The sequence below is a fragment of the Bradyrhizobium sp. 41S5 genome, from assembly GCF_011516665.3.
Classification (GTDB): domain Bacteria; phylum Pseudomonadota; class Alphaproteobacteria; order Rhizobiales; family Xanthobacteraceae; genus Bradyrhizobium; species Bradyrhizobium quebecense.
The window spans coordinates 4,516,335-4,540,731 of record NZ_CP083721.1; the positions used below are offsets into that span (position 1 = coordinate 4,516,335).

Below are 24,397 nucleotides of genomic sequence, written 5' to 3' on the forward strand. Positions count from 1 at the left end.
AATGGCGCGCAAGACCAAAGCCGGATCGAAGGGACCCGTCGCCGCCCTCACCCATATCGACGCCAAGGGCGAGGCGCGCATGGTCGACGTCTCAGCCAAGCCGGCGACCGAACGGACCGCGATCGCCGAAGGCCGCGTCCTGATGAGCAAGGCAACGCTCGCGCTGATCGAGTCCGGACAGGCCAAGAAAGGCGACGTGCTGGCGACCGCGCGGATATCAGGCATCATGGCGGCGAAGCGGACCTCGGAATTAATCCCGCTCTGCCATCCGCTGGTGCTGACCAAGGTCACGATCGACATCGCCACCGACCGCAAGCTGCCCGGCTGCATCCTCCGCGCCAGCGTCAAGGTGACGGGACCGACCGGCGTCGAGATGGAGGCGCTGACCGCGGTTTCGGTCGCCTGCCTGACCATCTACGACATGGTCAAGGCGGTCGACCGTGGCATCCGGATCGAAGGCATTCACCTCGTCGAGAAGATCGGCGGCAAGTCCGGGCACTATCGCGCGGGCGATTGACCGCGCATGCGTCCGATCACTTCAGTGAGCCGCTGATCGAACTGAAGGTGCCCGAGAGCTTGGTGCCGACGCCTTTCACCGCTGCAATGATCGCGATGGCGATGCCGGTTGCGATCAATCCGTATTCGATCGCGGTAGCTCCGGTCTCGTCGGCACAAAAACTCTGCACAAGCCGCTTCATGATGACACCCTCACGCCCTGGAATTTCGCGCAAACACACGCAAACAACGTGCCGATCCCAATATCGAGCAGCCTCATCGACTTAGATCGTAAACAGATGATTGCATCGGCCCTGCGCCCGGCAAGGGATTCCGCGTCGCGCGTTTCGACCGGCAGAATCTGCTGTTCTCACTTCAGGAACCTGTTGTCCTGAAATCGATCGACCCGAAGCGACTTGGCGGGTCTCGAGCTTCATCAGCGGCAATTGCCTCATTTCGGCCGGCCGCAGGAAGTTTGCGGCATCAACGTGAAGAGCCGCGGTGATTCCCGCACATTCGCAACCATTCGTTAACCAATCTCGCTAACCCGCGCTCCATTTCGTTTGGATACGACTTTCGCGGGCCGGAGGTGCACGAAACCTACTTCCGGGTGAAACGCCTGGAAGCGATAGCGTCAGATGAAGCAAACCGGCAGCGCCTCGTTCAACGTCACCTCGGTGATCGGCAGTGGTCCGATCCGCTGGCTGATCCTTGGCGGCGCCGTGCTGATGGCAGCGATCGCAATCGGCGCCACCCTGATGGCCGAGAATTTCCGCGAGCGCGCCCTGCACAACAGCGAGCGCGAACTCGAGAACACCGTGCTGCTGCTGGCACGGCATTTCGACCAGCAGCTCGACGACCTTGAGGTGGTCCAGCGCGACCTGATCACGTTCATGCGCGACAACGGGATCGCGACACCGGAGAATTACAAGCGCCGGATGTCCGCCGCCGACATCCATGCGATGCTCAAGTCCAAGATGGACGCGCTGTCCAATGTCGGCAGCCTCAACGTGTTCGACGCCGACGGCGTGCTGATCAACAGCTCGGGCGCATGGCCGCTGCCGTGGGCCTCGATCGCCGATCGCGCCTACTTCCAGATATTCAAGTCGAGCCCCTACTCGCCCGACATGCTGGTCGCGCCGGTGGTCAGCCGCGTCAGCGGAAACTGGACCACCGCGATCGTGCGCAAGGTCACGGGCCCGCATGGCGAGTTCCTCGGCGTGGTCGGGCGCGGCATCGAGCCGGCGACCTTCGAGAAATTCTTCTCGACGGTTGCGCTCGGCGAAGGCGCCGCGATCTCAATGCACCATCGCGACGGCACGCTGCTGGCGCGCTATCCCCATGTCGAGGAGATGATCGGGAAGAACTTCCGCACCGGCCCGGCCAGTCAGCAGCAGGTGTTCGAGCAGCCCGAGAGCACCTCGCGATTGACCAGCCCGGTCGACGGCAAGGACCGCCTGGTGTCGTCGCGGGCGCTCACCAAATTCCCGATCGTCGTCGTCGCCACGACCACCACGGAAGCGGCACTCGCCAACTGGCGCGAGCAGATCGGCATGCTGATCGCGGTGACCGCAGCATCGGTGCTGGCGATCGCGATCCTGCTGACGCTCGTGGTGCGCAAGCTGTTGCAGCAGCACCGCACCCAGCAGCAGCGCCTGACGCTGGAGAAGCTCCGGCTCGATACCGCCGTCAACAACATGACGCAGGGGCTGTTGCTGTTCGATGCCGCGCAGCGGCTGGTGATCTGCAACAAGCGCTATATCGAGATGTACGGATTGTCGGCCGACGTCATCCGGCCGGGCTGCAGCTTCCGCGACGTCATCGTGCATCGCCACCTGACCGGCTCGTTCCAGGGCGATGTCGAGCGCTACGTCAACCTCGTGCTGCGCGACGTCGGCATCCGCAACACCATGGTGATCGCGACGCCCGACGGGCGCTCGATCCAGGTCGTCAACGAGCCGCTGGCCGATGGCGGCTGGCTTGCGACCCACGAGGACGTCACCGAGCGCCGCCGCGCCGAGGAGCGCATCACGCATCTTGCCCACTACGATGCTCTCACCGACCTGCCGAACCGCGCGCTGTTCCACGAGGAGATCAAGCGTGAGCTGCCGCATGTCGCCCCCGACAGCCAGCTCGCGGTGCTCTATATCGACATCGACGAATTCAAGGGCGTCAACGACTCGCTAGGCCACATGGTCGGCGATGAGTTGCTCAAGTCCGTTGCGCGGACGCTGAGCGGCGTGATCGGCGACGGCGATTTCGTCGCCCGGCTCGGCGGCGACGAATTCGCGATCGTGCAGACCGGCGTGAAGAACGAGGTCGAGGTCACCGACCTCGTCGCGCGCATCTACGAGGTCATCCGCTCGCCCTATCAATGCCTCGGCCACCAGGTCACGACCGACGCCAGCATCGGCATTGCACTGGCGCCGAGGGACGGCACCGATCTCGACCAGATCATGAAGAACGCCGACCTTGCGATGTATGCGGCGAAGTCGGCCGGCCGGCGCGTCTCGCGCTTCTTCGAACCGGCGATGGACGCCGACGCCCGCGCCCGCCGCGAGCTCGAGATGGAGCTGCGGCAGACCATTGCCGCGGGCAGCGGGCTCGAAGTGTATTACCAGCCCTGCGTCGACCTGCGCAGCAACGAGATCACCGGCTGCGAGGCGCTGGTGCGCTGGCGCCATCCGGTGCGCGGCATGATCTCGCCGGCCGACTTCGTTCCGATCGCCGAGGAGACCGGCCTGATCAACCAGCTCGGCGAATGGGTGCTGATGACGGCCTGCAAGGAAGCCGTGAACTGGCCCGATCACGTCAAGCTCGCGGTCAACGTTTCGCCGGTGCAGTTCCGGACCGGCACGCTGGCGCTCAAGGTGATCGCCGCGCTGGCGGCATCGGGCCTGTCGGCGGGCCGGCTGGAGCTCGAGATCACCGAGGCCGTGCTGATCCGCGACGACGAGACGGCGCTGGCCGCGCTGCACCAGCTCCGCGCCATCGGAATCAGGATCGCGCTTGACGATTTCGGCACCGGCTATTCGTCGCTGAGCTATTTGAAGCGCTTCCCGTTCGACAAGATCAAGATCGACCGCTGCTTCGTCACCGACATCGCCGATCCGCAAGGTTCGGCCGGCATCGTCGAGGCCGTCGTCAACATCGCCGCCGAGCGCAGCATGACCACGACGGCGGAAGGCGTCGAGACCGCCCAGCAGCAGCAATTGCTGCGCGAGCTCGGGTGTTCGGAGATGCAGGGCTATCTGTTCAGCCCGCCGAAGCCGGCCGCTCAGATCCGTGAGCTCCTGGCCGCACATCGCCGTGGCCCTGTTGCGGGTCCAACCGCCACGCGCCGGCGCAAACCTGTTGCCGGCGCTGCGTAAACTTCGGAAGGAGTGGACGACCGATAACGCGTCATGCCCGAGCGTGACCCGGGCATGACGAAGCAGAGATGGGCCTAGTTCGGCACCGGCCGCTTCTGCGCGGTCTTGGTGTCGGCGTTCTTGGCGTCGGCATTCACGGTGACGCCGCGCAGCTGGTTGAACGCCGCGGCCAGCGCCTTGTCGTTCTTCTCGTCCGGCGGCACGTAGGATTGCGAGCCGGTCTGCTCGGCGCCCTCGGCCGAGAGGTGGCCGCGCATCGAGGCCTCGCCCTTGATCTCGGAGCGGGTCTTGAACTCATCCGGCACGTCCTGCAGCACCTCGATGTCGGGCTTGATGCCAAGCGCCTGGATCGAATGACCCGACGGGGTGAAATAACGCGCGGTGGTCAGCGCCAGCGCGCCATTGCCGGCGCCGAGCGGAATGATGGTCTGCACCGAGCCCTTGCCGAACGAGCGGGTGCCGATCAGGGTCGCGCGCTTGTGGTCATGCAGCGCGCCGGCGACGATCTCGGAGGCCGAAGCCGAGCCGCCATTGATCAGCACCACCAGCGGCTTGCCCTTGGTCATGTCGCCGCCATGGGCGGTGAAACGCTGGGTTTCTTCCGGATTGCGGCCGCGGGTCGAGACCACCTCGCCGCGCTGCATCAGCGTCGAGGTCACCGAGACCGCCTGGTCGAGCAGGCCGCCCGGATTGTTGCGGAGGTCGACGACGTAGCCGGCGAGCTTGTCCTGCGGGACTTCCTTCTGGATCTCGCCGATCGCCTTGCGCAGGCCCTCGGTGGTCTGCTCGTTGAACGAGGTGATCCTGATATAACCGATATCGCCGCCCTCGACATGATACTTCACCGGGCGGACGCGGATGATCTCGCGGGTGATCGAGACCTCGATCGGCTTGTCGGCGTCCTTGCGGACGATCTTCAGCCGGATCGAGCTGTTGGGCGCGCCCTTCATCTTGTTGACCGCCTGATCGAGCGTCAGGCCCTGGATCTGGTCATCGTCGATCGAGGTGATCACGTCGCCCGACATGATGCCGGCGCGCGAGGCCGGGGTGTCGTCGATCGGCGCCACCACCTTGACGAAGCCGTCCTCCATCGTGACCTCGATGCCGAGCCCGCCGAACTCGCCATGCGTGGTCTCCTGCATCTCCGCCCAACCCTTCTCGTTCATGTAGCGGGAGTGCGGATCGAGCGAGGAGATCATGCCGTTGATCGCCCCTTCGACGAGCTTGGAGTCCTCGGGCTTCTCGACGTAGTCGGTCTTGATCTTCTCGAACACCTCGCCGAACAGGTTGAGCTGCGAATAGGTGTTGTCGGCATGCGCGGCGGCATTGGCGACGGCGAACAAATGCGTCCCCTGCGGCGAGGCCACGAGCAGGGTGAGACACGCTCCCGCAACCGTCCCGAGGAAGAAGCCAACATGTTTGCGCATTATCCGCGATCCTTTTTCGCTATCGGCCGGCAACGTTCCGCAACGTTCGCCTGCCCCACCCCGACGGGGGCACCACACAACGGCTTTTTGGTCGGATCAAGGCCGCTTGGTCACTGGACCATTACGGTCCTGTCACGATGCCCTGGTCAGCCCCAAAATCAGCATTTAATCAGCACCACGTCAGCCTCAAGTCGGCTCCCGGTCGGCCTCTGGCCCAGCCTCCCGCAACCCGCTCTGCCAGGTCGACGGCCGGGTCCCGAATCCGCGCTTGGCCCGGGTGCCCAGCCAATAGCCAAACTGCGGAGGAACATGGCGAAATGGCCCTTCAACCCCGAGTTTCAGCGCGGCATCCATCGGCCAGTTGGGGTTATTGAGGATTTCCCGGCCGACCGCGATCAAATCTGCTTGTTTGTCGCGCAGGATTTGCTCGGCCTGGTCACCATGGATGATCAGGCCGACCGCCATGGTCATGATATCGGCACGCCGGCGGACATATTCCGCCAGCGGCACCTGATAGTTGTATTTGATCTCCTTGCCCAGAATCGGCGCCATCTCGCTGATTCCCCCCGACGAGCAGTCGATCACGTCGACGCCCTTCGGCTTCAGGATCGCCGCCAGCCGCGCGCTCTGTTCCGGACCCCAGCCGGCATTGTCCTCGACCGACAGCCGCACGAACAGCGGCTTGTGATCCGGCCAGTGCACGCGCACGGCCTCCGTCACCTCGATCACGAAGCGCATCCGGTTGGCTTCCGAGCCGCCATATTCGTCGCTGCGCTGGTTCGAACGCTCCGAGAGGAATTCGTGCACGAGATAGCCATGGGCCCCGTGCAGCTCGAGCACCTCGAACCCGGCCTCGTGCGCGCGGCGGGCGGCCTGCCCCCAGGCCGCGACGAGGTCCTTCACTTCCTGCGTTGCCAGCGCCCGCGGCACCGGCCAGCGCTGACTATGGGCGATCGCGCTCGGGGCCACCGGCGTCCAGGCGTCCCAATCCTCGATTGCGACGCTGCGTTCGAGCGGTCGGTCGCCCTCCCAGGGGCGGCTTGCGCGCGCCTTGCGGCCGGAATGGCCGAGCTGGATGCCGGCCACTGCATTCTGCTGCTTGATGAAGCCGACGAGCCGGCTGAGCGGCGCGATGAACTTGTCGTCCCAAATGCCGAGATCGCCGATCGTCCCGCAACCGCGCCGCTCGACCTTGGTCGATTCGACGATCACCAGGCCGGCGCCGCCGGCGGCGAACTTGCCGGCGTTCATCAGATGCCAGTCGGTCGGAAAGCCCTTCTCGGCCGAATACTGATGCATCGGCGGCACCACGATGCGGTTCTTCAGCGTGACGCCGCGGATGGTCATCGGCGAAAACAGCAGCATGTCGGACATCGCTTCCTCACTTCACGTCGTTACCCGGCATGCGGGATCGATCTTGTATTTGGCGCCAACGATATACGCACCGCGCGATGGCCGATAGGGCGCGCGGCGCGCAACACCGTGGCGACATCGACCAACGAGCTCTTCCTATTGAGCGGGCTTGCGGTTCGCCGACAGGTCCGTCGGGCAGTTGAGCCCGCATGCGATCACGTTCTTCTGGTCGGCAACACGCCAGACCAGCAGCGCGACCAGGACGATGATGGTGACGGTGAGCTTGGCCAACGTGTCGTGATTCAATTTCAGCTCCGAGCAACAATCCGCATGAGCGACAGTCATCAGCTGCGAACAAAACTGGCCCCGGGAGCCCCTTGAAGGCCGCTGCCGGGGCCGCCCCGCGTTCAATTCAACGTGGTCGAGATCATCATCGTACGGACCTGGCGCGGCCTGCAAGCTCTCCGGTCCGCATGGCAACACGGGCACAGCCGCGCGCGGCCATGCTGGAACTTTCTCGTCCGGAATGCCGCGATCTCCGGGAACCTGCCCGGACATCACCTAGTCCATATGGGCTACATCGTAACGACAGCCGTCAACTCCGCGCAAGCCTCGCTGCGCCCGCGGCGATTGCGTCATTGAAGCTCGTATCCCAGAATTGTCCAACCTCGGCGCGCGCGTCGAGCACGCCGAGCTTGAGGAAGGTGTCGGCAACCTTCTGGTGGGTGTCCGGGTCAGGTCGCTGACTGAAAACTCGCCGCGCGCAGCCCCGGCGCCGCGGGATCCGCGGCGCAAAGAAAGGCCCCAGCGAGGGGGTACACGCTGAGGCCAGAGCAACTTGTCACACTATCCTAGACCTCGCCCCAGCACTTTCTTTTGCTCCTTCGGAGTTACCGGATTCATACGGGTCGAAGACTGAACCTTATTGCTCGCTCGCGCGTATCCATAACGTCAGGATTTTGCCATTCCTCCTGGGGCTAGAACCAACGCCGCCCGTCGTATTTCAATGCGGGCGGCGTTGCGCGTTTCTGGCCTGGAACGCGAAGCGAGCTAGCGCGCCCGCGCCGCTGACATTGATGAAAGTTCCCGGGCAGGAGCCGGAACGGATGCCAACCGACGTGAGTTGGACAGCACGATCTTGAAAGACGGAGCGTCATCGCCGTGAGCCGAAAAACCCTGCAGGCACGTTCAGAGCAGGCGCTCGTCGTCGTCATTCTCAGCACCGGCGCGCTCATCGCCTACCTCGGCCTGGCGCTTACCAGGATGTGAGAGGTCTGCCCGGCAAGCAGCAAGTCGCTTGACGCCCCAAATGCCCAATCACTGATTTGCCCGACGGCGCAAGCCCCCGCGTTAAAAATATTTCGCCTTATCCGAAACAGAACCCAGTTTATGCCGCCCGTCTCACCCGATCGAGGGGCGCTTCGCGATCGTCACGAACGTGGGTCGAGATGCGGTGGACGCGCAGTGTGCAACTGACGAGTGCCCATGAAGCGGCTCCGGTTGCACCTGTGGTCATACCCCGAGCTCTCTGCCTTTACGCCGCGGCCTCTCGGCTCGAGCACCAGCGCCTCTGGAATACTGGATCACCCGCATGCGCGCGGGTGATGACACCGCGTGAGAATGGACCGAGCCGGCCAACGTCAGCACCCTGGTCGCATGCCTGCCGCACAAATCGGAGACATTGCCGGCCGCCCGCAATTCTCGTACACGGTTTCACGCAATGACCTCGCAACTCTCTCCCGATTCCGTCGACGTGCTGCTGTTCGATATCGGCCGCGTCGTGCTCGACATCGACTTCGAGAAGGTGATGGCGCACTGGGCGCGGCATGCCGGCTGCGCGCCGGCCGACCTCGCTACGCGATTTGTCGTCGACGACAGCTTCAGGCATCACGAGATCGGCCGGATCGACGACGCGGCGTTCTTCGCAAACCTGCGCCGGACGCTCGGCATCAACCTCACCGATGCGCAGTTCCTCGAAGGCTGGAATGCGATCTTCACCGGGGAGATGCCGGGAATTGCCCCCCTGCTCGCGAGCGCCGCCGTGCGGATGCCGCTCTACGCCTTCTCCAACACCAATCCGGCCCATGTCGCGCATTTCTCGGTCATCCATGCCGAGCTGCTCAGCCATTTCCGCACCGTCTTCCTGTCCTCGATGATCGGCTTTCGGAAACCCGACGCCGAGGCCTACGATCATGTGGTAAAAGCCATCGGTGTGCCGGCGTCGCGGATCCTGTTCTTCGACGACCTGGCCGCCAACATCGAGGGCGCGCGGGCGCGCGGCCTTCATGCCATCCACGTGACATCGACGGATGACGTGGCGAGGGCTCTGACTGCACTTGGTATTGAACATTTGGATTGATGGAGCTCCGAGCGTGGCCCTGATGCCGGTTGCCGATGCCCTGTCCGCCGTCCTCGCCGGCGCCGAACCGCTGCCGGAGGAGATGGTCGCGCTCGATGCCGCCTACCACCGCACCCTGGCGCGCGACCTCGCCGCGCGGCGCACCCAGCCGCCGCAGCCGATGTCGGCGATGGACGGCTATGCCGTGCGGGCGGCCGACGCTGGTGATCTGACGGCCCGGCTCAAGGTGATCGGGGAAGTCGCCGCCGGCCGGCCGTTCGAGCGGATGGTCGGCGCCGGCGAAGCGGTGCGGATCTTCACCGGCGGTGTGATCCCCGATGGCGCCGACGCCGTCATCATCCAGGAAGACACCGCCGTCGACGGCGACCACATCACGATCACGGAGGCCGCAACCGCCGGACGGCACATCCGCCCGGCCGGCGTCGACTTCCGTGCGGGCGACGTGCTGCTCAATGCCGGCAGCCGCCTCTCCGATCGCGCGCTGTCGCTGGCCGCCGCCATGAACTATCCGGAGCTCGCGGTGCACCGCCGTCCGAAGGTCGCGGTGCTGGCGACCGGAGACGAGTTGGTGATGCCGGGCTCGACGCCCGGCCCCGGCCAGATCGTCTATTCCAACGGCTATGCGCTGCGGGCGCTGGCGCGCGCCGAAGGCGCCGAGACCGTCGACCTCGGGGTTGCCGCCGACACGGTAGAAGCGACCACCGCCGGCATCCGCCGGGCCCGCGAGACCGGTGCCGACATCCTGATCACGACCGGCGGCGCCTCGGTCGGCGACCACGACCTGGTCAAGCAGTCGCTGGAAGCCGAGGGCGTTCAGATGGCGTTCTGGCGGATCGCGATGCGCCCCGGCAAGCCGATGATGCATGGCCGGCTCGGCGCGATGCGGGTGATCGGCCTGCCCGGCAATCCGGTGTCCTCCTATGTCTGCGCCTTCCTGTTTCTGGTGCCGTTGATTCGGGCGCTAAGCGGCCGAAAGACTGTCCATCATGTCCGCGCCAGCGCCCTGCTCGGCCGCGATCTCGCCGCCAACGACCAGCGCGAGGACTATCTGCGCGCGCGCCTCGAGGAGCGCGAAGACGGCACGCTGATCGCAACGCCTGTCACGCAGCAGGACTCGTCGCTGCTCGGGAATCTCGCTGCGGCACGGGCACTTCTCGTGCGTCCGCCGTTTGCGCCTGCCGCCGGCAAAGGCAGCGAATGCGAGATTCTGATGCTGCCTGAGTGAGGCTCGCACGGCCCGCCGATTGTGCGCTGCCGGATGCGTTCACCGGAAATTAAGTGGTTGCGGAACACATATCGAACATATAGTGTCCGTTCATGATTTGTTTCGAGTACTGGTGTGTACAAATGGGAGGCCGCGAGGGAGCGCTTGTGATGAGCACCGTGCTCCTGAGGTCAGGCCCCGCCTGAAAAGTCTCGGAATCGAACGACGCTACCAACCGGGGGAATACTCGAGATGCTCACGCGCAAACAGTACGAACTTCTGCGTTTCATCAATGAACGTCTGAAAGAGGCCGGCGTACCGCCCTCCTTCGACGAGATGAAGGATGCGCTCGACCTGCGCTCGAAGTCCGGAATCCACCGCCTGATCACTGCACTGGAGGAGCGCGGCTTCATCCGCCGCCTGCCCAACCGCGCCCGCGCCATCGAAGTCATCAAGCTGCCTGAGCTCTCGGCCGGCGGCGGCAACGGCCGCCGCGGCTTCACCCCGAGCGTCATCGAAGGCACCCTCGGCAAGCGCACCAGCACGCCGCCGATCGCCGAGGACGACGGCAACCGTCCGGTCGCGGTCCCCGTAATGGGCCGGATCGCCGCCGGCACGCCGATCGAGGCGCTGCAGACCCGCAGCCACACCATCAGCGTGCCGCCCGACATGCTCGGCTCCGGCGAGCACTATGCGCTGGAAGTGCGCGGCGACTCGATGGTCGACGCCGGCATCCTCGACGGCGACATGGCGCTGATCCAGCGCAACGACGTCGCCAACACCGGCGACATCGTGGTGGCGCTGATCGACGAGGAGGAAGCCACCCTGAAGCGCTTCCGCCGCCGCGGCGCGTCGATCGCGCTGGAGCCGGCCAATACCGCCTATGAAGTACGCATCCTGCCGCCGAACCGGGTCCGCATCCAGGGCAAGCTGATCGGCCTCTATCGCAAATACTGATGGCGGCGGGGAACGAGCAACACATCGGATCGTTCCTTGAATGATAGCGTAACGTGCTGTTTGCCCGATGCGCTCCGACACCTCTCACGCGGCGTCGCGTGTTTGTGATTGGGGCGTTGGGCGACCAGTCGTACAATCGCCCAGAAACGAGGAGACACTCGTTCGCTATCGTCCACTCTGGTAGAGGCCCTATGCCTCAAGGAGAGGCACTGGTCGCTACCTCGATTAGAGGAGCCATCCGATGTGTGACTATAGTCTGCACGCCGTGGCGTCGCGCCCCGCCATTGTTGGAGAGACGCTGATCACCACGACTTTCCGCGGCACGTCGACCCGCGGCTTTGCTTCGGAGACCGATCCCACTGTCGCGGTCTGCATGCTGCCGGGCACCGAGCTCGCTTTCGCCGAGAACGTTCGCTACGACAGCCGCTGGATCTGGACCAAGACGATGAACTTCCGCGTCGGGGTGTTCAACGAAGTCGAGCCCGACGTTCCCGATCGCCATCATGACGCGGTCGAATTCCCCGACGGCAGCCATGTGCTGGTGACCCAGCTCGTCGAGGGACAACGTGTCAGCGTGCTGCAATTGCCGGCACTGCATCCGCCGGTCGAGCAGAAGCCGAAGGTTGTGGAGCGGCGGCCCTCCGCATTTGCGTCGCTGTTTTTGGGTTGAGCACATCGTCGCCGCGGAATGAACCCGTTCAGCGGCGGATGACCTAAGCGATTTCGAGCGACCCCGGACGCCGGGTTCCGGGGCGCGGCTGGAGAATTGCGTCGGCGCGCGCCTTGGCGCATCATCGGGCACGGAGGACGTGCGTGGTGGTCGACAAGGTCACATGGCAAAAGGCTGGACGCGTCACGGAGCCGGGCCGCTACTTGTTCCGGTTCGGCTGGCTGACGGTGACGGCTGACGACCTGAAGGTCTGGGAGCAATTTCCCGAGGCTTCCTTCACCCTCGTCAAGAAGCCTGACGCCGGCCCTGACTCCGACGAATACCATCTCGGCCTGTTCGAGTTGCCGACCGGCCCCTCGCCCGACAACGGCTAATCTTCGCCCTGCAAATCGGTCTCGGCCGGCGTCGCATCGACGGTGGGCCGCGGCGCGCTTGCGGGGGCGCGCAACGTCGTCGCAGCCTCACCGTCGCCGGGAACCGCTGGCGACCACGGCCGGTCGATCCCTCCGGGCTTGACCGCATCGATGGCGTAGCCGTCCCTGATGCGCCGCAGCACCAGCGCGCCGTGGCGCCGCAGCCGCTCGGCATCGATCACCGAGGCCGCGCAGTCCCGCGGTGCCGGCCGTGCGGTCACGATCAGTGCCGCACGGTCGCAATCGTCGGCCAGCGCCTCGGGCCGGCTCGCCAGCGCGACGAAGGCGCCGCCGGGCCCTTGCGTCACGCAGCCGCTCGGATCGCAGGAGACGCCCTCGCCGAGCGACGCGTCCGTCGCGGTCCGCGCGTCGGCATCCGCCGCCAGCCACTCCTTGACGAGGAAGGCGTCCTTCGCGCTGTGCATCAGATGCAGCCGCCCGTCGCCGCCCCGCACCGCGACGTTGCGGCCGTCGGCGGAGACCAGCACGTCCGGCTGCGGCACCCGCACCGCCCAGACCGAGGCCGCCACCAGCAGCACCGCACCCGACCAGCGCAGCGGCGTCCGCAACAACCCGAGCAGGACGAGGCCCGCGCTTGCGACGATCAGCGGCCCGATCCCGAACGCCGCCATCCGGCCGACCGCGCCCGGGAGCGCTGCGACCCATTGCGTCACCAGGATCATCCAGTCGATGCCGAACCCCATGATCGCCCAGAACACGCCGTCGAAGCCGAACGGCATGGCGAGCAGCCCGAGCAGGCCGGCCGGCATCACGACCGCCGACACCACCGGCATCGCCGCAAGGTTCGCCAGCAGCCCGTAGGGCGTCACGCGGTGGAAATGGAACGCGGCGTAGGGCGTGGTCGCGAGCCCCGCCACCAGCGAGGCCAGGATCAGCATCGTGAGCTCACGCCCGCCCCACAGCGCAACCCGCGCGGTCGCCGAATGATCGGGCGACGCCAGCAGGTTCGGCAGCCCGATCTGCACCAGCGCCACCAGCCCGAGCGTTGCCGCAAACGACATCTGGAAGCTCGTTTCCGAATTCAGATATCGCTCGTTTCTTCAAAAGGTTAGCTGGCTTTCTCGGCTCAATTCCGGGACTTATTCCGGGACTTTGCGAGCCGCTCAACAGCCATGGCTACATCCTCGTCCAGCACATGGGCGTAGCGCAGCGTGCTCTTGATGTCCCGGTGGTTGAGTGCCTTCTGAACCAACTTAACGTTTCCGCTGTCGCGGAGAAGTTTGGTCCCGAAGTCGTGCCGGAAGTCGTGAAAACGGAAATTGGCGATACCAGACAGGGCTCGTAGGCGCTGCCAGGCTGTCTTGGCGCCGTTATAGGTCAGAGCATACCGTTGCCCCCTCACCCGCCCCAGCCGCTTGTTGCCGTAGACCGCAAGGTACGTGAAGCAAAACTCGGGGTGCTGTCCCCGCAGCGGGAATAGGATCTCGCGCACAGCTGGCGTGATCGGGAAAACCACGCGCCGGCCGCCCTTGCCAAGGCGGACAATCTGTCTGGTGCCGAAGTCCACTTCCGACCATCGCAGCGTCACGCATTCCTTCAACCGCATGCCGCTCGCCCGCACGAAGTCAAAGAACGGCCCGTAGTCGTCGCGCATGGATGAATCGAGTGCGTCGGCTTCCTCGGTCTTAAGTTCGCGGACGCGCTCCTCTGGCTCGGACAGCAGCAGCTCGTCCCATTTGGGTTCATTGTCAAAGACCGCGCCCTCAGCCTTGGCGAAGGTGAATAGCCGCTGTAGCACCTTGGTTGCCGACCGGTTGACGGTGGCGTTTGAGACCAACGGTAACGCCTGTTCTTCTTCCTTGGTCCGCTTGCCGCGCCGCGATACGCGCTGACCACGGCGCCAAGCCACCATTTCTTTGGCTGTCTTATGGTCGATGTCCGTCAGCGGTTTCGACTTGCCAAAATATTCAATCAGCCGCGTAAGATTGGTCTCAGTAGCTTTCGGCTCCGAGTCATATTGCGCGCTGTCGTTCCAGAGCCGATCGGCAACGTCATTGATCAGAAGTGACGCCTTGGCGCGCCACGTCGCCTTAACCTGTGCTTTGGCCTTCTCGCGTTCTAAGGTCTCGAACTTTTTCGCTTCTCCTCGAGTCGTGCACTTCGTCGTTCCATGAAACCGATTACCGGCATGCCAGAAATCGAATTTGTAGTACGGCGAACGCTTGTCACGGTAGACCGACACGGCACTTCTCTCCTGGTGCGACGCTCTTCAAACTCGTCGATAAATTCTTCCTTGTAGCGGCGTCGCGGGCGCTTCGTGCCGCGCCCGACATTGATGTAAGAGATTTCACCGTCGCGCACGAGCGCACTCAGTTGGTCCTCTGTGATATTCAGCCTCAAAGCCGCCTGCTCTGGTGTGAGCAAGCGGCTGTTGTCATTGGCAGGATTGGGCAAGAGCGTGCCCCTAAAGAAGTAGCTCTGCTTACCTCGCCGGAAGGCCGACGCTCCGGTGGCTCGCCGCTGAGGCGACTCAAACCACCATTAGTGAATTATACCGCACCTGGTCAGGCCACCCCGCTAGCCGACGCCTAGCAGGATGACATCTTCATCGGAAGTCCGCGCGGCCCATGCGGCGCGCGCGTATTCCTTCCTCAGCGAGCCGTCCGGATCGTGGAGCGCAGCCCACCTGCCAAAGCTATTTTCTGAAGACCCATTGATAAGGATCTGAAGGGCACCGTTTCGGACAATTGGGTCACAGCCCTCGTCTCGGAGGGCGGTATAGTAGGCGCCCGCGCAAAAAGGCGTGGACGGCTCGATCTTGCTAGTGGCGGCTGCAGTCAGATTGGTCATTCATATCCCCTGTCGTCCGGTACATTTGACCGGCCCCGAAACTGTGTTAACACAGATTCTATGAAGCGTCAAACCGTGATAACACAGAAAAAGCGCGGACCCGCCCCTACGGGAAAGGGCACACTTATTGGTGTGCGCATGCAGCCTGACGACTTGTCCGCCGTCGATAATTGGATAGCGGAGCAAGACACCGCTCAAACGAGGCCAGAGGCGATACGGACGTTGATGCGGCAGGCGCTGCGCAGCAAGACTAAGAGCTGAGTCTATATGAAGGGGTGGCTCGTTGGGGCTGTAATCGGTCTATTCGCTGGGTTCTTTGTCGGCGGAGTTGGAATAGCCGTTCGCGGTAGCGCGATGGGAATGCCGCCTTGGGTGGTTATGTTGATTTTTGCCGTCTTTGGCGCAATGGTCGGCAACTACGTCGGCAAGGTGATCCGGCGCCGCAAACTTTAAGATCTGTCCTGCCCCGAAGCGATCAGAACGCTTCTACGGCATGGGTCAGCGCACCGAGAGTTGTGGGCAACAAGCAGTCATGACTTGCGTCACCGCGCGGTCCATTTGAGCATTTCTTTGGGGCACGTCCCGGAAATGCGCCATGGTCACCAAAGAAGAACTGTCCGAACTGGTTTGGTCCAAGCCTTTGGCTCAGGTCGCTGATGAGTTGGGAGAGTCTCGCGGCTCCGTGATCAGCATGTGCAATATCTACGGTATTGCTAGACCCAAGCAAAGCTATTGGACGAAATTTCCGGACGGAAAAACACCCAAGAAGATCCGGCTCCAACCACCGCATACTCATCGCCTAATACGCGATGCTAGAGACCATTTCGAACACTGCAGGCCGCTCAATAACAATGGCTTTAGGGCGCTGTTCAATAGAGGCTACTTAAAGCCCTACAAAAAGCTGTCGGCCGACATCACGACTTCGAAGGATAACCTCGATAAAGCACTTAGATTTGCGAGCGATCTCTTTAACACGCTCGAATCCACAGGTCATCGTGTGACCATAGCTCCGCGCGGAGAACATTTAAGCCGAGCCACAATTGATGAGCGCGAGTCTCGCGCGAAACGCAACCGCAGCTTTTTCGACAATTTATGGTCACCTATGGCACCGACCGTTGTCTACATTGGCAGCGTGGCAGTGGGACTGGCCATCATCGAAATGTCTGAGGAGGTGTTGCTCCGATATGTTGAAGGTAAATACGTTCGAGAATCCGACTACGTCCCACCGAGTTATGGTGCCGACCGCACTTGGACGACTACACAGGATGTCCCCTGTGGCCGGCTTCGGTTATTGGCGTACTCTCCCTATTACCGCGTAGAGTGGTCGGCAACCTGGCAGGACACAAAAGACACAACGCTTCGATCGGACCTGAAACAAATCGTCAAGTCGCTGGAAGAGGCCGCCGGCAAGATCGCCACAGGGTTAGAGGAAGCCAAACGGAAAGCAGAGATAGCGCGCCTAGAGCAGCTAGCGGCCGAAGAGAGGCGCAATCGAGAGGAAGATAAACGCCGCGCACAGCAGTCAATCAAGGACAGCCAAGAGCATCTTGGACAAATCATTCAGCAATGGTCAAACGTGATGAACGTTGAGCGATTCCTCGCTGGGGCGGAGCAACGCGCAGCCGGCCTGCCTGATACCGAGAGAAATGCTGTGCTGGAACGTCTCGAGCGCGCGCGCAAATTCTTGGGCAGCCAAGACCCGCTGGATTTCCTACGATCGTGGAAGACTCCAGAGGAGCGGTATCAGCGTGTCTACACGGATGAAGGCAAGCCCAAAGACTAGTTGCCCCACCCGCCACCGGCGATCTACAGTTGCGACGGGCTTGGGAGATTTCAATGGGGTTATTTAAAGGGAAAGACAGCTGGGAGCGCACGTTCCGGCTCAGAAGCAACCACGGCGCTTCAAAGGGATTTCTTGCAGTATTGTTTTGGCTTTGGGGAGTCGTCGGGCTTCTGTTCAACGCCGGCACGCTGTTCGGGCTCACCGGCAACATCGGCGTTGGAACATCCGCCTATTTGACGGCAACCTGCCTGGTGTGGATTGGCGGCATGGTGCTGTTCGGTATCGGCGCCCTACTCGCTCACACAGATTTTGACGGCGAGCGGCCACTCCCGCAAAGCGGATGGGACGTCGGGATCACGGAATAACGCACCACAGCACTAGGGAACGACAGAAAATGAGACTGAAATCATTTCGGGTCAAAGAATTTCAGAGCGTGCGCGACTCCGGTTTGATTGAGGTCGACGACATTGCCTGTCTGGTTGGAAAAAACGAAGCGGGAAAGAGCGCGCTACTTAAAGCGCTCTATCGACTGAATCCTGTCATTCCATCAGAAAGTAAGTTTAGCGTCACGATCGACTATCCGCGCATGGACGTCGAAGACTATCGCCACGCGGTCGAAGCCAAAAAGCGCCAGCGAGCAATGCCCATCTGGGCACAATTCGCACTAGAGGAAAAAGAGGTTGCTGGAATCGAGGCCATGTTTGGCCCCGAGTGCCTCATCGAGAAAACGATGGCGCTGTATAAATGCTACGAGGACGATAGATACTTCAGCTTGAAGGTGAATGAAGAGAAAGCGCTTCGCTTCCTTTTTTCCAGTGCCGACATACCGGAACTAACTCGTGAAGCCGTCGCCGGAGCCGGCCTCAAAGCTGCGGATGTCGTCGCGGCCCTCAACGCTCAGGAGCAAACAGCAGAGATCAAGCGATTGGTTGGCATAATGACCGCAATCGCAAAAGATAGCCTGATAAGGTTCATTTATGATCAATTCCTCGCAGCAGCGCTTCCCAAATTTTTATACTTCGATGAGTACTACCAATTGTCCGGACACGAGAACATCCAGGCTCTCATCGAGCGTTCTAACGCAAACGGCTTAAAGCCGTCGGACCACCCAATGCTCGGTTTGATCCGACTTGCCCGCCTCAGCCTCAAAGAGATGGTCGAAGCTAAGAGTACTATTGATCTAAAGGGGAAGCTTGAGGGTGCGAGCAACTATCTATCGAAGCAGATTCTGAAATATTGGTCGCAGAACAAGCACCTCCGGATGACCTTTGACGTCCGGCCCGGTCTTCCGGATGATCCACCCGGTATGCAGTCTGGGTTCAATATATGGGGAGGCGTTTTCGATAGCAGGCATCTCGTTACGACAGAACTCGGCAGCCGTTCGAGGGGGTTCGTTTGGTTCTTCTCATTCTTGGCCTGGTATTCTGACGTAAAGCGAAACGGTGACAAAGTCATTCTGCTACTAGATGAACCAGGATTGACGCTACATGCGAAAGCACAAGAGGATCTGCTCCGCTATTTCGAGACCGAGCTAAGGGGCGAGCACCAGCTGGTCTACTCCACCCACTCACCTTTCATGATCGATCCGCGCCATTTCGAGCGTGTCCGAATTGTCCAGGATCTGAGCATCGAGAACGACGGTGACCAGGAAGAGGAAACATCGGCTGCAGGAACCACCGTGCTACCCGATGTATTTGCCGCTAGCGACGATAGTCTATTTCCTCTGCAGGGCGCACTCGGTTACGAAATTCACCAGACCCTATTCGTCAGCCCATATTCCATCGTCGTGGAAGGAGCTGCGGACCTTCTCTTCATGCAAGCAATCTCGGGCATCCTGGAATCCTCTGGCCGAACAGGGCTCGATTCGAGGTGGACGATCACGCCTGTCGGCGGTGCGTCCAAAGTGCCGACGTTCGTTGCCCTGCTCGGGGCGCAGCGCGGCATGAAGATAGTTACTCTGCTGGACACCCAGAAGGCAGACCAGGCGTCAATCGAGGCGATCTACAAAGAGAAGCTACTGAAGAAGTCCAACGTCCTGACCTTTGCTGACTTCATTGACGGTGCAAGTGAGGCGGATGTCGAGGATATGTTTGGACTGAGCTTCTATTTGCAGCTCGTAAATGCCGAGTTTGCAAAACAGCTATCTGCCCCCATAAAGCCTGCCGGCATCAAGTCGAAGCACCCTCGCATTCTTAAAAGGATTGAGGATTATCTCGAAAGTCACCCATTGAGCAGTGGCAAATTCGGCCATTTTAGGCCGGCACGCTACTTTGCAGAGAACGTGTCATCTCTTACTTCATCGGCACCGAAAGAGGCGCTTGACCGGTTTGAAAAGGCCTTTGGTGCTATCAATAGGTTAATCGACTGAACTCGGTTGGGATAGCGATATGCACATCGGCGTAATTATTGGTTTGGTTCTACTCCCATTCGTAGTGCTGCTATCGATGGCTGCCAATAAGCAGCATCGCGAACAAACCGGCGCTCCGTCGCCAACGAGCAAGCAATTCAACAATTTCTATCGGATTGCTCGCCGCCGAGGCATCACAGTTGATCAAGCCTATCAAGGATGGCTTAAGCGTCAGCAGCGAAAGCGGCGATAACCCCACCATGACAGGAAATGCCGATCTTCACTTCGACAAGCTCGCATATGCAGTTGCTTTACTAGACGGAGCTAGACGCATTCAGTTGTCCGCGCCAGGTGAAGACATTTCCCGAATAGGAATTCCCTTCTACCTTCTGATCGGATTCAGCATCGAGAACGGCCTGAAGGCTTTGCTGCATTTTCAGGGTCAGCATCAACGTGAAGTGCAGCACTCCCACGATCTAGCGGATTTGTTGGCCAGGACAGACGGACTTCGTGAACGTCTCTGGCCTGGTACTGCAAAGGACGTAGAGCACCTTAGCCGTTACCACAAAGAGTTTTGGTTCAGATATCCTGAACGCGCCGCCAGCGCGGATGTTTATAAGGCCGACTCTGCTTGTATGATGGTCAACCACCTCCTTGCGGAGGTCGCGCATCTACTTGGCTACAGAGGAGAGTAGTTGGTTGTGCTGCAGGCCAACACTCTCCTCGCCTTCGTGGTCAACTTGGTATGAGCGTTCTGAGTAAGCGGTTAGCTGAGCCTGCCATCGCGATGACGTGAGGTGGACGAAATGGACAATGCTGCCAACAATCCAAATGATCCAGAAATTAAGGCAACATCGCCGGCTCCAGCACCCAAACACCGCCTCGACTACTTCGTCTGGTTTACATCCATTGCAACGGCAGTGGTGGCCGCAAGCCTTAGCCTCTATCAAGCTCACATCTCGAGCGACACTGAGAAAAGGAGCCTTCGTGCCTATCTCATCATCGATGATAAGGGAAACAAATCGTTCAAGCGAGGCGAATTAGCTCGTTGGGACATCGCGATTTACAACTTTGGGAAAACGCCCTCGTCCGAAACGACATCTGTCGTCAAACTTTTTCTAGGGGGCGACGCCTTAAGCAAGGCTCACACTTTTCTCCGTGATCCAACGAGCAATCCTGACACGAGGACAATGATGATTGTTCCTCCAAGCGGGACAGACAGTCCAATTTATAGCAGCATTTTGAGCGAGACACCCATGACGGACGATATCACCGCTCTAGCTCACGCAAACAATGGTGTAATCGTATTGGCCGGCCGGGCGTGGTATCGGGATGTTTTCTCTGATCTTCATCATACGGATTTTTGTCGAATGACGTTGGCCGGCGGAGCAGTCGCCTATTGCCCTACAGACAACGAATTGGACTGACGAAGGCTTCTAACACCGTCCTCGTCATAACTTCGTCCCTCGCCACGCCATCGCGAAATTGCCGCGTGAGAACTGATGAGAGACATTCTAGAGCCAGGAAACGAATAACCATTTTCTAAAGAGGTGCAATTTGTCGACAGAGGAAGGGAAATGGAAAGAGGCTTATGCTGCAGTGGGGGAATTAGTCTTGCTTTACGCGGGTCTTGATCATCAGCTCAATCATATCATTATCGAAGTCGCGCAACTTGTCCGTTCGCCAATGCTTGAAGCGGTTGTTGCAACCCTCGACCCGCGTCAGAAAATTGAACTTCTAAAAGCTCGAGCGGACCACATCCGACAGCAAGATTGGAGGAAGGCTCTAAAAGCGCACGCGGATCGATTGGAGAGGGTTGCCAGAGTCAGAAATACGGTCGCTCACGTCCCGATAGTCCCGAACAAGACGACAGGCAACCTCGAATTTGCAGCCACTGCAGCGACCAAACTACTCAAGAGTCTCAAGTTTCAAAGCAAGGATGACTATACCGTCGATCGAATGGGCCTGCATCGCGTTAGAGAGGCAATTGACCTAGGAAATAAGACCCTTGGTGGCGGTCAGGAGATATTGGCGAATTTTTCGAATCTTCGTGCCGCGTTAGCCGCTAAATCGTCGGCACGCGGAACGGATGAAGCTGGGTAGGCGCGGACTCCCACAGCCTCACGCCAGCACATTCCTCACCTCCGCGCCTTGCACTGCCGCAGCAAATTCGACCTTCTGATATGCCGTCAGCGTGCTAACCGGCGATGCGTTCAACACTTCAACGCCGAGCTTCTTGAGCAACAGCGCCTGCATGTCTAACACCTTTCGCCAGATGGTCACGCAAACGATTCCTTTGTTTGGCAGTCCGTGCTGATGTCCACCGTGCCAGTTAATTCCTTGGTCAATCCGGCAGTCATATCCGACCAACACGATACGGCGCGCCCCAAATTGGATCGCCAAATTCAGCGCGTGAAATCCGCCGTGACTGCCCCAGCCGATTGTCCCATCAGGCTCAACAAGGATTTCGTCTCGGTATTTGTTGATCCGAGCCAGTTTCACGTCCCACTTAGGATTTGTCCTCTGGCCGGAGATCTTTAAGCCATTGAACGAAGGCACGCCGCTCCAAACGTCCCACCACGCCTCATCATGCGCGTAGAGCGCATCCGCCCATGGCGCGAGCCTCCAGCTGTCGTTGATCGTTATTAGTTTTGCTTTGCCCTTGGCTTGGGCCAGATCAACATGAGTGGCGCTTGGCCCTGATGCCACGATCACAGCAGTCTCACCGCTCCAGTCGGGAAACCAGTCTGGCTTTTCACCCTTCACTTTTCCGGCGGTGTGCATTCGATCGTCCTAATGGTACCGACGGCGCGCGGCGTAAGCCAAATTACGTGATCGGCCGCCTCCTCCGAATTGTCGAATACCGCCAAGTGGGGATAACGCGGGCCAGGAAGTCTTGCATGGACTATGTAGAATGTTGGTTGAACGAATTCAGTATCGCTGCCGAGCTGGTCCATCTTCGCGCCGGGCTGAACTACTAGATCGTTTGACAATTTTGATTCCCTGCTGAGTGGACGCGAGGCGCCCATCATTGTTTCGCTACGAACACGTGCTAAAAGCCGCTCCTAAATCGAAGGAGCCAACATGGCGAAGAAAGCCAAGAAGAAGAGCGTCAAGCGTCGCGAGTGGACGCAGGACGACATGAAGACGATGAAGGCGCTCGCCAAGCAAAAGGCTGGTGTCGCGAAGATCGCCAAGAAGTTGAAGCGGACCCCTGCGGCGGTGATGGTGAAAGCATCGTTGCTGGGCGTTTCGCTGGATACGCGAGGTTAATCTCGGCTCCAGCCCTTGGGCGCTTGGCACACGCCTGGTAAGGTTTATGGTTAGGGTTTACGCGAGCGACGAATTGGCCGTTCGCTTGCAGGCGGCTACGATACAGGCGTTCGGAAATATTCGGCCGAATGCGACTGGGGTGGGGACGCCGCGAAATACTGCGCGTGCGGCCCCGCCTTAGTGAGGTACTCAAATGATCATTAAACTGCTCTGCACCGCACTCGCGGTATTGGCCATCACGTTACTCGCTGCCAACTATTTGGCGCGGCGTCGCGACGTTCTCTATAGAGTTAAGCGGCGCTAATCGTCTAGCAGGTCGTCCGCATCATCTGCCGACGCCCAGCTGACCTTGCTAGCATCTACCGGCGACGCGCCCAGTGAGGCTAAACACAGGCGCAACAAGCTGAGCGCCTTTGTGCCAACCTCCTCGCCTGATTGCAGGCGAGCCCTCAACACTGACGCGATTCCAACGATGCAGCGGTGTGACGCGTTGAGCCAAGGCAGCTCTCCAGCGAATTCGCGCCAGGCCACGGCTTGCGGCTCGGTCAACCATTTGGGCGGAGCGCCAATGGCGTCGCCAGTTGGATCGTTGCGCTTCCGGTAACGTTGAGGATTCTTGGCGTCCCGGCCTTCAAGTCTCGCTTTGGCCATCGGTGTTCGTGGTCTAGGCAATTTTCACCCCGGGGTCTGAATTGTGGAAGCGCGTGAAAATGGGGGGACGCGGTGTTTGAAGGCGGCCAAGCTAGACTTCGGGTCGCCCCCCCCCGATCTGCAGCTGATGGGCCGGCGCGCTGTTCCGTGCCGCGCCGACACATCAACACGCGAGCCGCTGTTTGGCGATTACCGCTGCGCCGCGTTCCGCTTGTTGCGGATGGCGCGTGCCAGCGCTGCGGCTACCGGATCGGGCTCCTTCACCGCCTTGGCCTTGACAGGCTTCATATCGTAATAATAACAACGCGGATCGTGCGGCTTGCTCGCCTCGATTTCGGATTCAGCTTGCCTCAGTTCGGCACCGCGATTCCGGTGCCGTTCAACATCGGCCTTAGCATCCACTTCAAGCTTAAGAAGCATAGCGGACATTTGCGCGCGCTCCGTGGGCGTCATCGCCTTCGATTTCTTTTGCATTCTCAAATCTCCGATATCAGTTCAAAAGCGAAAATCGGTCTGGGGCTTTCCAGCGTGGCAGTTTCCCGGCTCCGACGTGTTTCTGTTCAAACGATCTAACGATCAGTTCGTACAGCGGCGAGCCTGCGTTCAAATCTCCGAAATCAGTCAAGTTCACCGTCCGGAAGTGGCGCAACTCGACGCCTTCAGCCCGCTGCAAATCCAGAAACGTGTAGATCTCCAGAATTGCATCACCGAGCGATCGCGCCGCATCAACGGCATGCTCGACGAGCGCCGAGTAATCGTCGATGCGCTGTTCTACGACCTGCTTGCTGTATTCGCGGCGCGCTTTCTCGATCTCAGGCGACAGCCGGCGCAGCGCAACCTGGATAGCCTCGCTCTCGTTGGCGAGCGCTTGATATCGATCTTGGCCCTGCCATCTCTTGGTGGGCGGCGCCGGCAACGGTTCCTCCGGTGGTTCAGGTGGTAGTAAGCCATCGAGTAACTCGTTGGCTGCGACGACGGCGCGTCGGACTAGTGCGGGTTTCGGATCCGGCCGTGGCGTGTCGTCTTCCCACGTCCTATTCCGCACGAATTGCGCGCCGAGGCTCTCTTCGAAGCTTTGCGACTTCATGGTGCCGCCCGCGTCCAGCGTGCTGCGCCACGTCGTCGTGTTGCCCCCTACCTCGCGCTTGATTTCATCTGCGCGGTCGATCAGTTGCTGTTGACGTTCGAGAAGTGCGGCGTATTTCTGACTAGTGCCCCGGATAGTGTCGAGCACGGTCGTTGGTTTAGTTTGTTTAGCCAAGATAACTCCTATGTGCGCCGTG

Annotated in this window: 23 protein-coding genes and 2 pseudogenes; 14 read left to right on the top strand and 11 right to left on the bottom strand. The window is 60.8% G+C overall.

The features are described 5' to 3' along the window. Position 1 precedes the first annotated feature (1 nt). Positions 2-517 carry a cyclic pyranopterin monophosphate synthase MoaC gene (moaC, locus tag HAP47_RS21640; protein ID WP_173642852.1) on the top strand — a complete coding sequence of 172 codons (516 nt, stop codon included), beginning with the start codon at positions 2-4 and terminating at the stop codon, positions 515-517. A gap of 16 nt (positions 518-533) precedes the next feature. Here moaC and HAP47_RS21645 read toward each other — a convergent pair whose 3' ends face one another. Beyond that, complete coding sequence (locus HAP47_RS21645; RefSeq protein WP_173642851.1) at positions 534-698, bottom strand: Flp family type IVb pilin; 165 nt, start codon at positions 696-698, stop codon at positions 534-536. Between the two features lie 435 nt (positions 699-1,133). On the opposite strand from HAP47_RS21645, the gene HAP47_RS21650 reads away from it, so the two are divergent. Then, complete coding sequence (locus HAP47_RS21650) at positions 1,134-3,866, top strand: bifunctional diguanylate cyclase/phosphodiesterase (RefSeq protein ID WP_173642850.1); 2,733 nt, start codon at positions 1,134-1,136, stop codon at positions 3,864-3,866. 74 nt (positions 3,867-3,940) lie between these two features. Here the strand turns inward: HAP47_RS21650 and HAP47_RS21655 are convergent, their stop codons facing one another. The 3 genes from HAP47_RS21655 to HAP47_RS21665 all read right to left on the bottom strand — a co-directional run bounded on the left by HAP47_RS21655 (position 3,941) and on the right by HAP47_RS21665 (position 6,952). Further along, the gene (locus HAP47_RS21655; RefSeq protein ID WP_173642849.1) at positions 3,941-5,293 is read right to left on the bottom strand and encodes a S41 family peptidase; all 1,353 of its coding nucleotides are present in this window, start codon (positions 5,291-5,293) and stop codon (positions 3,941-3,943) included. Positions 5,294-5,479: 186 nt separating this feature from the next. Continuing rightward, positions 5,480-6,667 (bottom strand): NADH:flavin oxidoreductase/NADH oxidase, encoded by a 1,188-nt coding sequence (locus HAP47_RS21660; RefSeq protein ID WP_173642848.1) that lies wholly within the window; start codon positions 6,665-6,667, stop codon positions 5,480-5,482. Positions 6,668-6,802: 135 nt separating this feature from the next. Next, positions 6,803-6,952 carry a hypothetical protein gene (locus HAP47_RS21665; protein WP_173642847.1) on the bottom strand — a complete coding sequence of 50 codons (150 nt, stop codon included), beginning with the start codon at positions 6,950-6,952 and terminating at the stop codon, positions 6,803-6,805. A gap of 1,414 nt (positions 6,953-8,366) precedes the next feature. On the opposite strand from HAP47_RS21665, the gene HAP47_RS21670 reads away from it, so the two are divergent. From HAP47_RS21670 to HAP47_RS21690, 5 genes are all read left to right on the top strand, one after another. Further along, entirely contained in the window at positions 8,367-9,005 is a 639-nt protein-coding gene (locus HAP47_RS21670) for an HAD family hydrolase (RefSeq protein WP_173642846.1), read from the top strand. Between the two features lie 13 nt (positions 9,006-9,018). Continuing rightward, the gene (locus HAP47_RS21675; RefSeq protein WP_173642845.1) at positions 9,019-10,230 is read left to right on the top strand and encodes a molybdopterin molybdotransferase MoeA; all 1,212 of its coding nucleotides are present in this window, start codon (positions 9,019-9,021) and stop codon (positions 10,228-10,230) included. A gap of 231 nt (positions 10,231-10,461) precedes the next feature. Continuing rightward, positions 10,462-11,166 (top strand): transcriptional repressor LexA, encoded by a 705-nt coding sequence (gene lexA / locus HAP47_RS21680; protein ID WP_076857656.1) that lies wholly within the window; start codon positions 10,462-10,464, stop codon positions 11,164-11,166. Positions 11,167-11,407: 241 nt separating this feature from the next. Further along, a complete protein-coding gene (locus HAP47_RS21685) occupies positions 11,408-11,836 on the top strand; it encodes a hypothetical protein (RefSeq protein WP_092114590.1) in 429 nt (142 codons plus the stop codon). A 146-nt stretch (positions 11,837-11,982) separates the two neighbouring features. Then, positions 11,983-12,210, top strand: coding sequence for a hypothetical protein (locus HAP47_RS21690; protein WP_173643171.1), 228 nt, complete (start codon positions 11,983-11,985; stop codon positions 12,208-12,210). Here the strand turns inward: HAP47_RS21690 and HAP47_RS21695 are convergent. The 4 genes and pseudogenes from HAP47_RS21695 to HAP47_RS21705 all read right to left on the bottom strand — a co-directional run. Then, a pseudogene (locus HAP47_RS21695) lies at positions 12,207-13,280 on the bottom strand (ComEC/Rec2 family competence protein); the annotation flags it as partial. The gene HAP47_RS21690 and the pseudogene HAP47_RS21695 sit on opposite strands and share 4 nt — an antisense overlap. A 56-nt stretch (positions 13,281-13,336) precedes the next feature. Then, on the bottom strand, positions 13,337-14,452 hold the full coding sequence (locus HAP47_RS21700; RefSeq protein ID WP_173642844.1) for a tyrosine-type recombinase/integrase: 1,116 nt from the start codon (positions 14,450-14,452) through the stop codon (positions 13,337-13,339). Positions 14,453-14,529: 77 nt separating this feature from the next. Continuing rightward, a pseudogene (locus HAP47_RS41615) lies at positions 14,530-14,664 on the bottom strand (hypothetical protein); the annotation flags it as partial. Between the two features lie 123 nt (positions 14,665-14,787). After that, positions 14,788-15,060: a hypothetical protein gene (locus HAP47_RS21705; RefSeq protein WP_173642843.1), complete on the bottom strand. Its 273-nt coding sequence runs from the start codon at positions 15,058-15,060 to the stop codon at positions 14,788-14,790. Between the two features lie 595 nt (positions 15,061-15,655). On the opposite strand from HAP47_RS21705, the gene HAP47_RS21710 reads away from it, so the two are divergent. The 6 genes from HAP47_RS21710 (at position 15,656) to HAP47_RS21735 (ending at position 21,293) form a co-directional block, all read left to right on the top strand. Further along, on the top strand, positions 15,656-16,843 hold the full coding sequence (locus HAP47_RS21710) for a hypothetical protein (protein WP_173642842.1): 1,188 nt from the start codon (positions 15,656-15,658) through the stop codon (positions 16,841-16,843). Positions 16,844-16,896: 53 nt separating this feature from the next. Next, entirely contained in the window at positions 16,897-17,208 is a 312-nt protein-coding gene (locus HAP47_RS21715; RefSeq protein ID WP_173642841.1) for a hypothetical protein, read from the top strand. 29 nt (positions 17,209-17,237) lie between these two features. Continuing rightward, positions 17,238-19,211: an AAA family ATPase gene (locus HAP47_RS21720; RefSeq protein ID WP_176396291.1), complete on the top strand. Its 1,974-nt coding sequence runs from the start codon at positions 17,238-17,240 to the stop codon at positions 19,209-19,211. 179 nt (positions 19,212-19,390) lie between these two features. Continuing rightward, a complete protein-coding gene (locus tag HAP47_RS21725; RefSeq protein ID WP_173642840.1) occupies positions 19,391-19,885 on the top strand; it encodes a hypothetical protein in 495 nt (164 codons plus the stop codon). Between the two features lie 111 nt (positions 19,886-19,996). Then, positions 19,997-20,617: a hypothetical protein gene (locus tag HAP47_RS21730; protein ID WP_173642839.1), complete on the top strand. Its 621-nt coding sequence runs from the start codon at positions 19,997-19,999 to the stop codon at positions 20,615-20,617. Between the two features lie 130 nt (positions 20,618-20,747). Further along, a complete protein-coding gene (locus HAP47_RS21735; RefSeq protein ID WP_173642838.1) occupies positions 20,748-21,293 on the top strand; it encodes a hypothetical protein in 546 nt (181 codons plus the stop codon). An 18-nt stretch (positions 21,294-21,311) separates the two neighbouring features. On the opposite strand, the gene HAP47_RS21740 is transcribed toward HAP47_RS21735, so the two are convergent. Continuing rightward, entirely contained in the window at positions 21,312-21,974 is a 663-nt protein-coding gene (locus tag HAP47_RS21740; RefSeq protein ID WP_173642837.1) for a hypothetical protein, read from the bottom strand. Positions 21,975-22,274: 300 nt separating this feature from the next. On the opposite strand from HAP47_RS21740, the gene HAP47_RS21745 reads away from it, so the two are divergent. Next, entirely contained in the window at positions 22,275-22,463 is a 189-nt protein-coding gene (locus HAP47_RS21745; protein ID WP_173642836.1) for a hypothetical protein, read from the top strand. 840 nt (positions 22,464-23,303) lie between these two features. On the opposite strand, the gene HAP47_RS21750 is transcribed toward HAP47_RS21745, so the two are convergent. Both HAP47_RS21750 and HAP47_RS21755 read right to left on the bottom strand, forming a co-directional pair. Next, complete coding sequence (locus tag HAP47_RS21750) at positions 23,304-23,588, bottom strand: hypothetical protein (protein ID WP_173642835.1); 285 nt, start codon at positions 23,586-23,588, stop codon at positions 23,304-23,306. Between the two features lie 16 nt (positions 23,589-23,604). Further along, positions 23,605-24,375, bottom strand: coding sequence for a hypothetical protein (locus HAP47_RS21755; protein WP_173642834.1), 771 nt, complete (start codon positions 24,373-24,375; stop codon positions 23,605-23,607). Positions 24,376-24,397 lie beyond the last annotated feature (22 nt).

What these genes read in the sequence shown, in the direction of transcription:
- moaC (WP_173642852.1), top strand. Translation starts at nt 2, where the DNA reads ATGGCGCGCAAGACCAAAGCCGGATCGAAGGGACCCGTCGCCGCCCTC.
- HAP47_RS21645 (WP_173642851.1), bottom strand. Translation starts at nt 698, where the DNA reads ATGAAGCGGCTTGTGCAGAGTTTTTGTGCCGACGAGACCGGAGCTACC.
- HAP47_RS21650 (WP_173642850.1), top strand. Translation starts at nt 1,134, where the DNA reads ATGAAGCAAACCGGCAGCGCCTCGTTCAACGTCACCTCGGTGATCGGC.
- HAP47_RS21655 (WP_173642849.1), bottom strand. Translation starts at nt 5,293, where the DNA reads ATGCGCAAACATGTTGGCTTCTTCCTCGGGACGGTTGCGGGAGCGTGT.
- HAP47_RS21660 (WP_173642848.1), bottom strand. Translation starts at nt 6,667, where the DNA reads ATGTCCGACATGCTGCTGTTTTCGCCGATGACCATCCGCGGCGTCACG.
- HAP47_RS21670 (WP_173642846.1), top strand. Translation starts at nt 8,367, where the DNA reads ATGACCTCGCAACTCTCTCCCGATTCCGTCGACGTGCTGCTGTTCGAT.
- lexA (WP_076857656.1), top strand. Translation starts at nt 10,462, where the DNA reads ATGCTCACGCGCAAACAGTACGAACTTCTGCGTTTCATCAATGAACGT.
- HAP47_RS21685 (WP_092114590.1), top strand. Translation starts at nt 11,408, where the DNA reads ATGTGTGACTATAGTCTGCACGCCGTGGCGTCGCGCCCCGCCATTGTT.
- HAP47_RS21705 (WP_173642843.1), bottom strand. Translation starts at nt 15,060, where the DNA reads ATGACCAATCTGACTGCAGCCGCCACTAGCAAGATCGAGCCGTCCACG.
- HAP47_RS21710 (WP_173642842.1), top strand. Translation starts at nt 15,656, where the DNA reads ATGGTCACCAAAGAAGAACTGTCCGAACTGGTTTGGTCCAAGCCTTTG.
- HAP47_RS21715 (WP_173642841.1), top strand. Translation starts at nt 16,897, where the DNA reads ATGGGGTTATTTAAAGGGAAAGACAGCTGGGAGCGCACGTTCCGGCTC.
- HAP47_RS21720 (WP_176396291.1), top strand. Translation starts at nt 17,238, where the DNA reads ATGAGACTGAAATCATTTCGGGTCAAAGAATTTCAGAGCGTGCGCGAC.
- HAP47_RS21730 (WP_173642839.1), top strand. Translation starts at nt 19,997, where the DNA reads ATGGACAATGCTGCCAACAATCCAAATGATCCAGAAATTAAGGCAACA.
- HAP47_RS21740 (WP_173642837.1), bottom strand. Translation starts at nt 21,974, where the DNA reads ATGCACACCGCCGGAAAAGTGAAGGGTGAAAAGCCAGACTGGTTTCCC.
- HAP47_RS21745 (WP_173642836.1), top strand. Translation starts at nt 22,275, where the DNA reads ATGGCGAAGAAAGCCAAGAAGAAGAGCGTCAAGCGTCGCGAGTGGACG.
- HAP47_RS21750 (WP_173642835.1), bottom strand. Translation starts at nt 23,588, where the DNA reads ATGCAAAAGAAATCGAAGGCGATGACGCCCACGGAGCGCGCGCAAATG.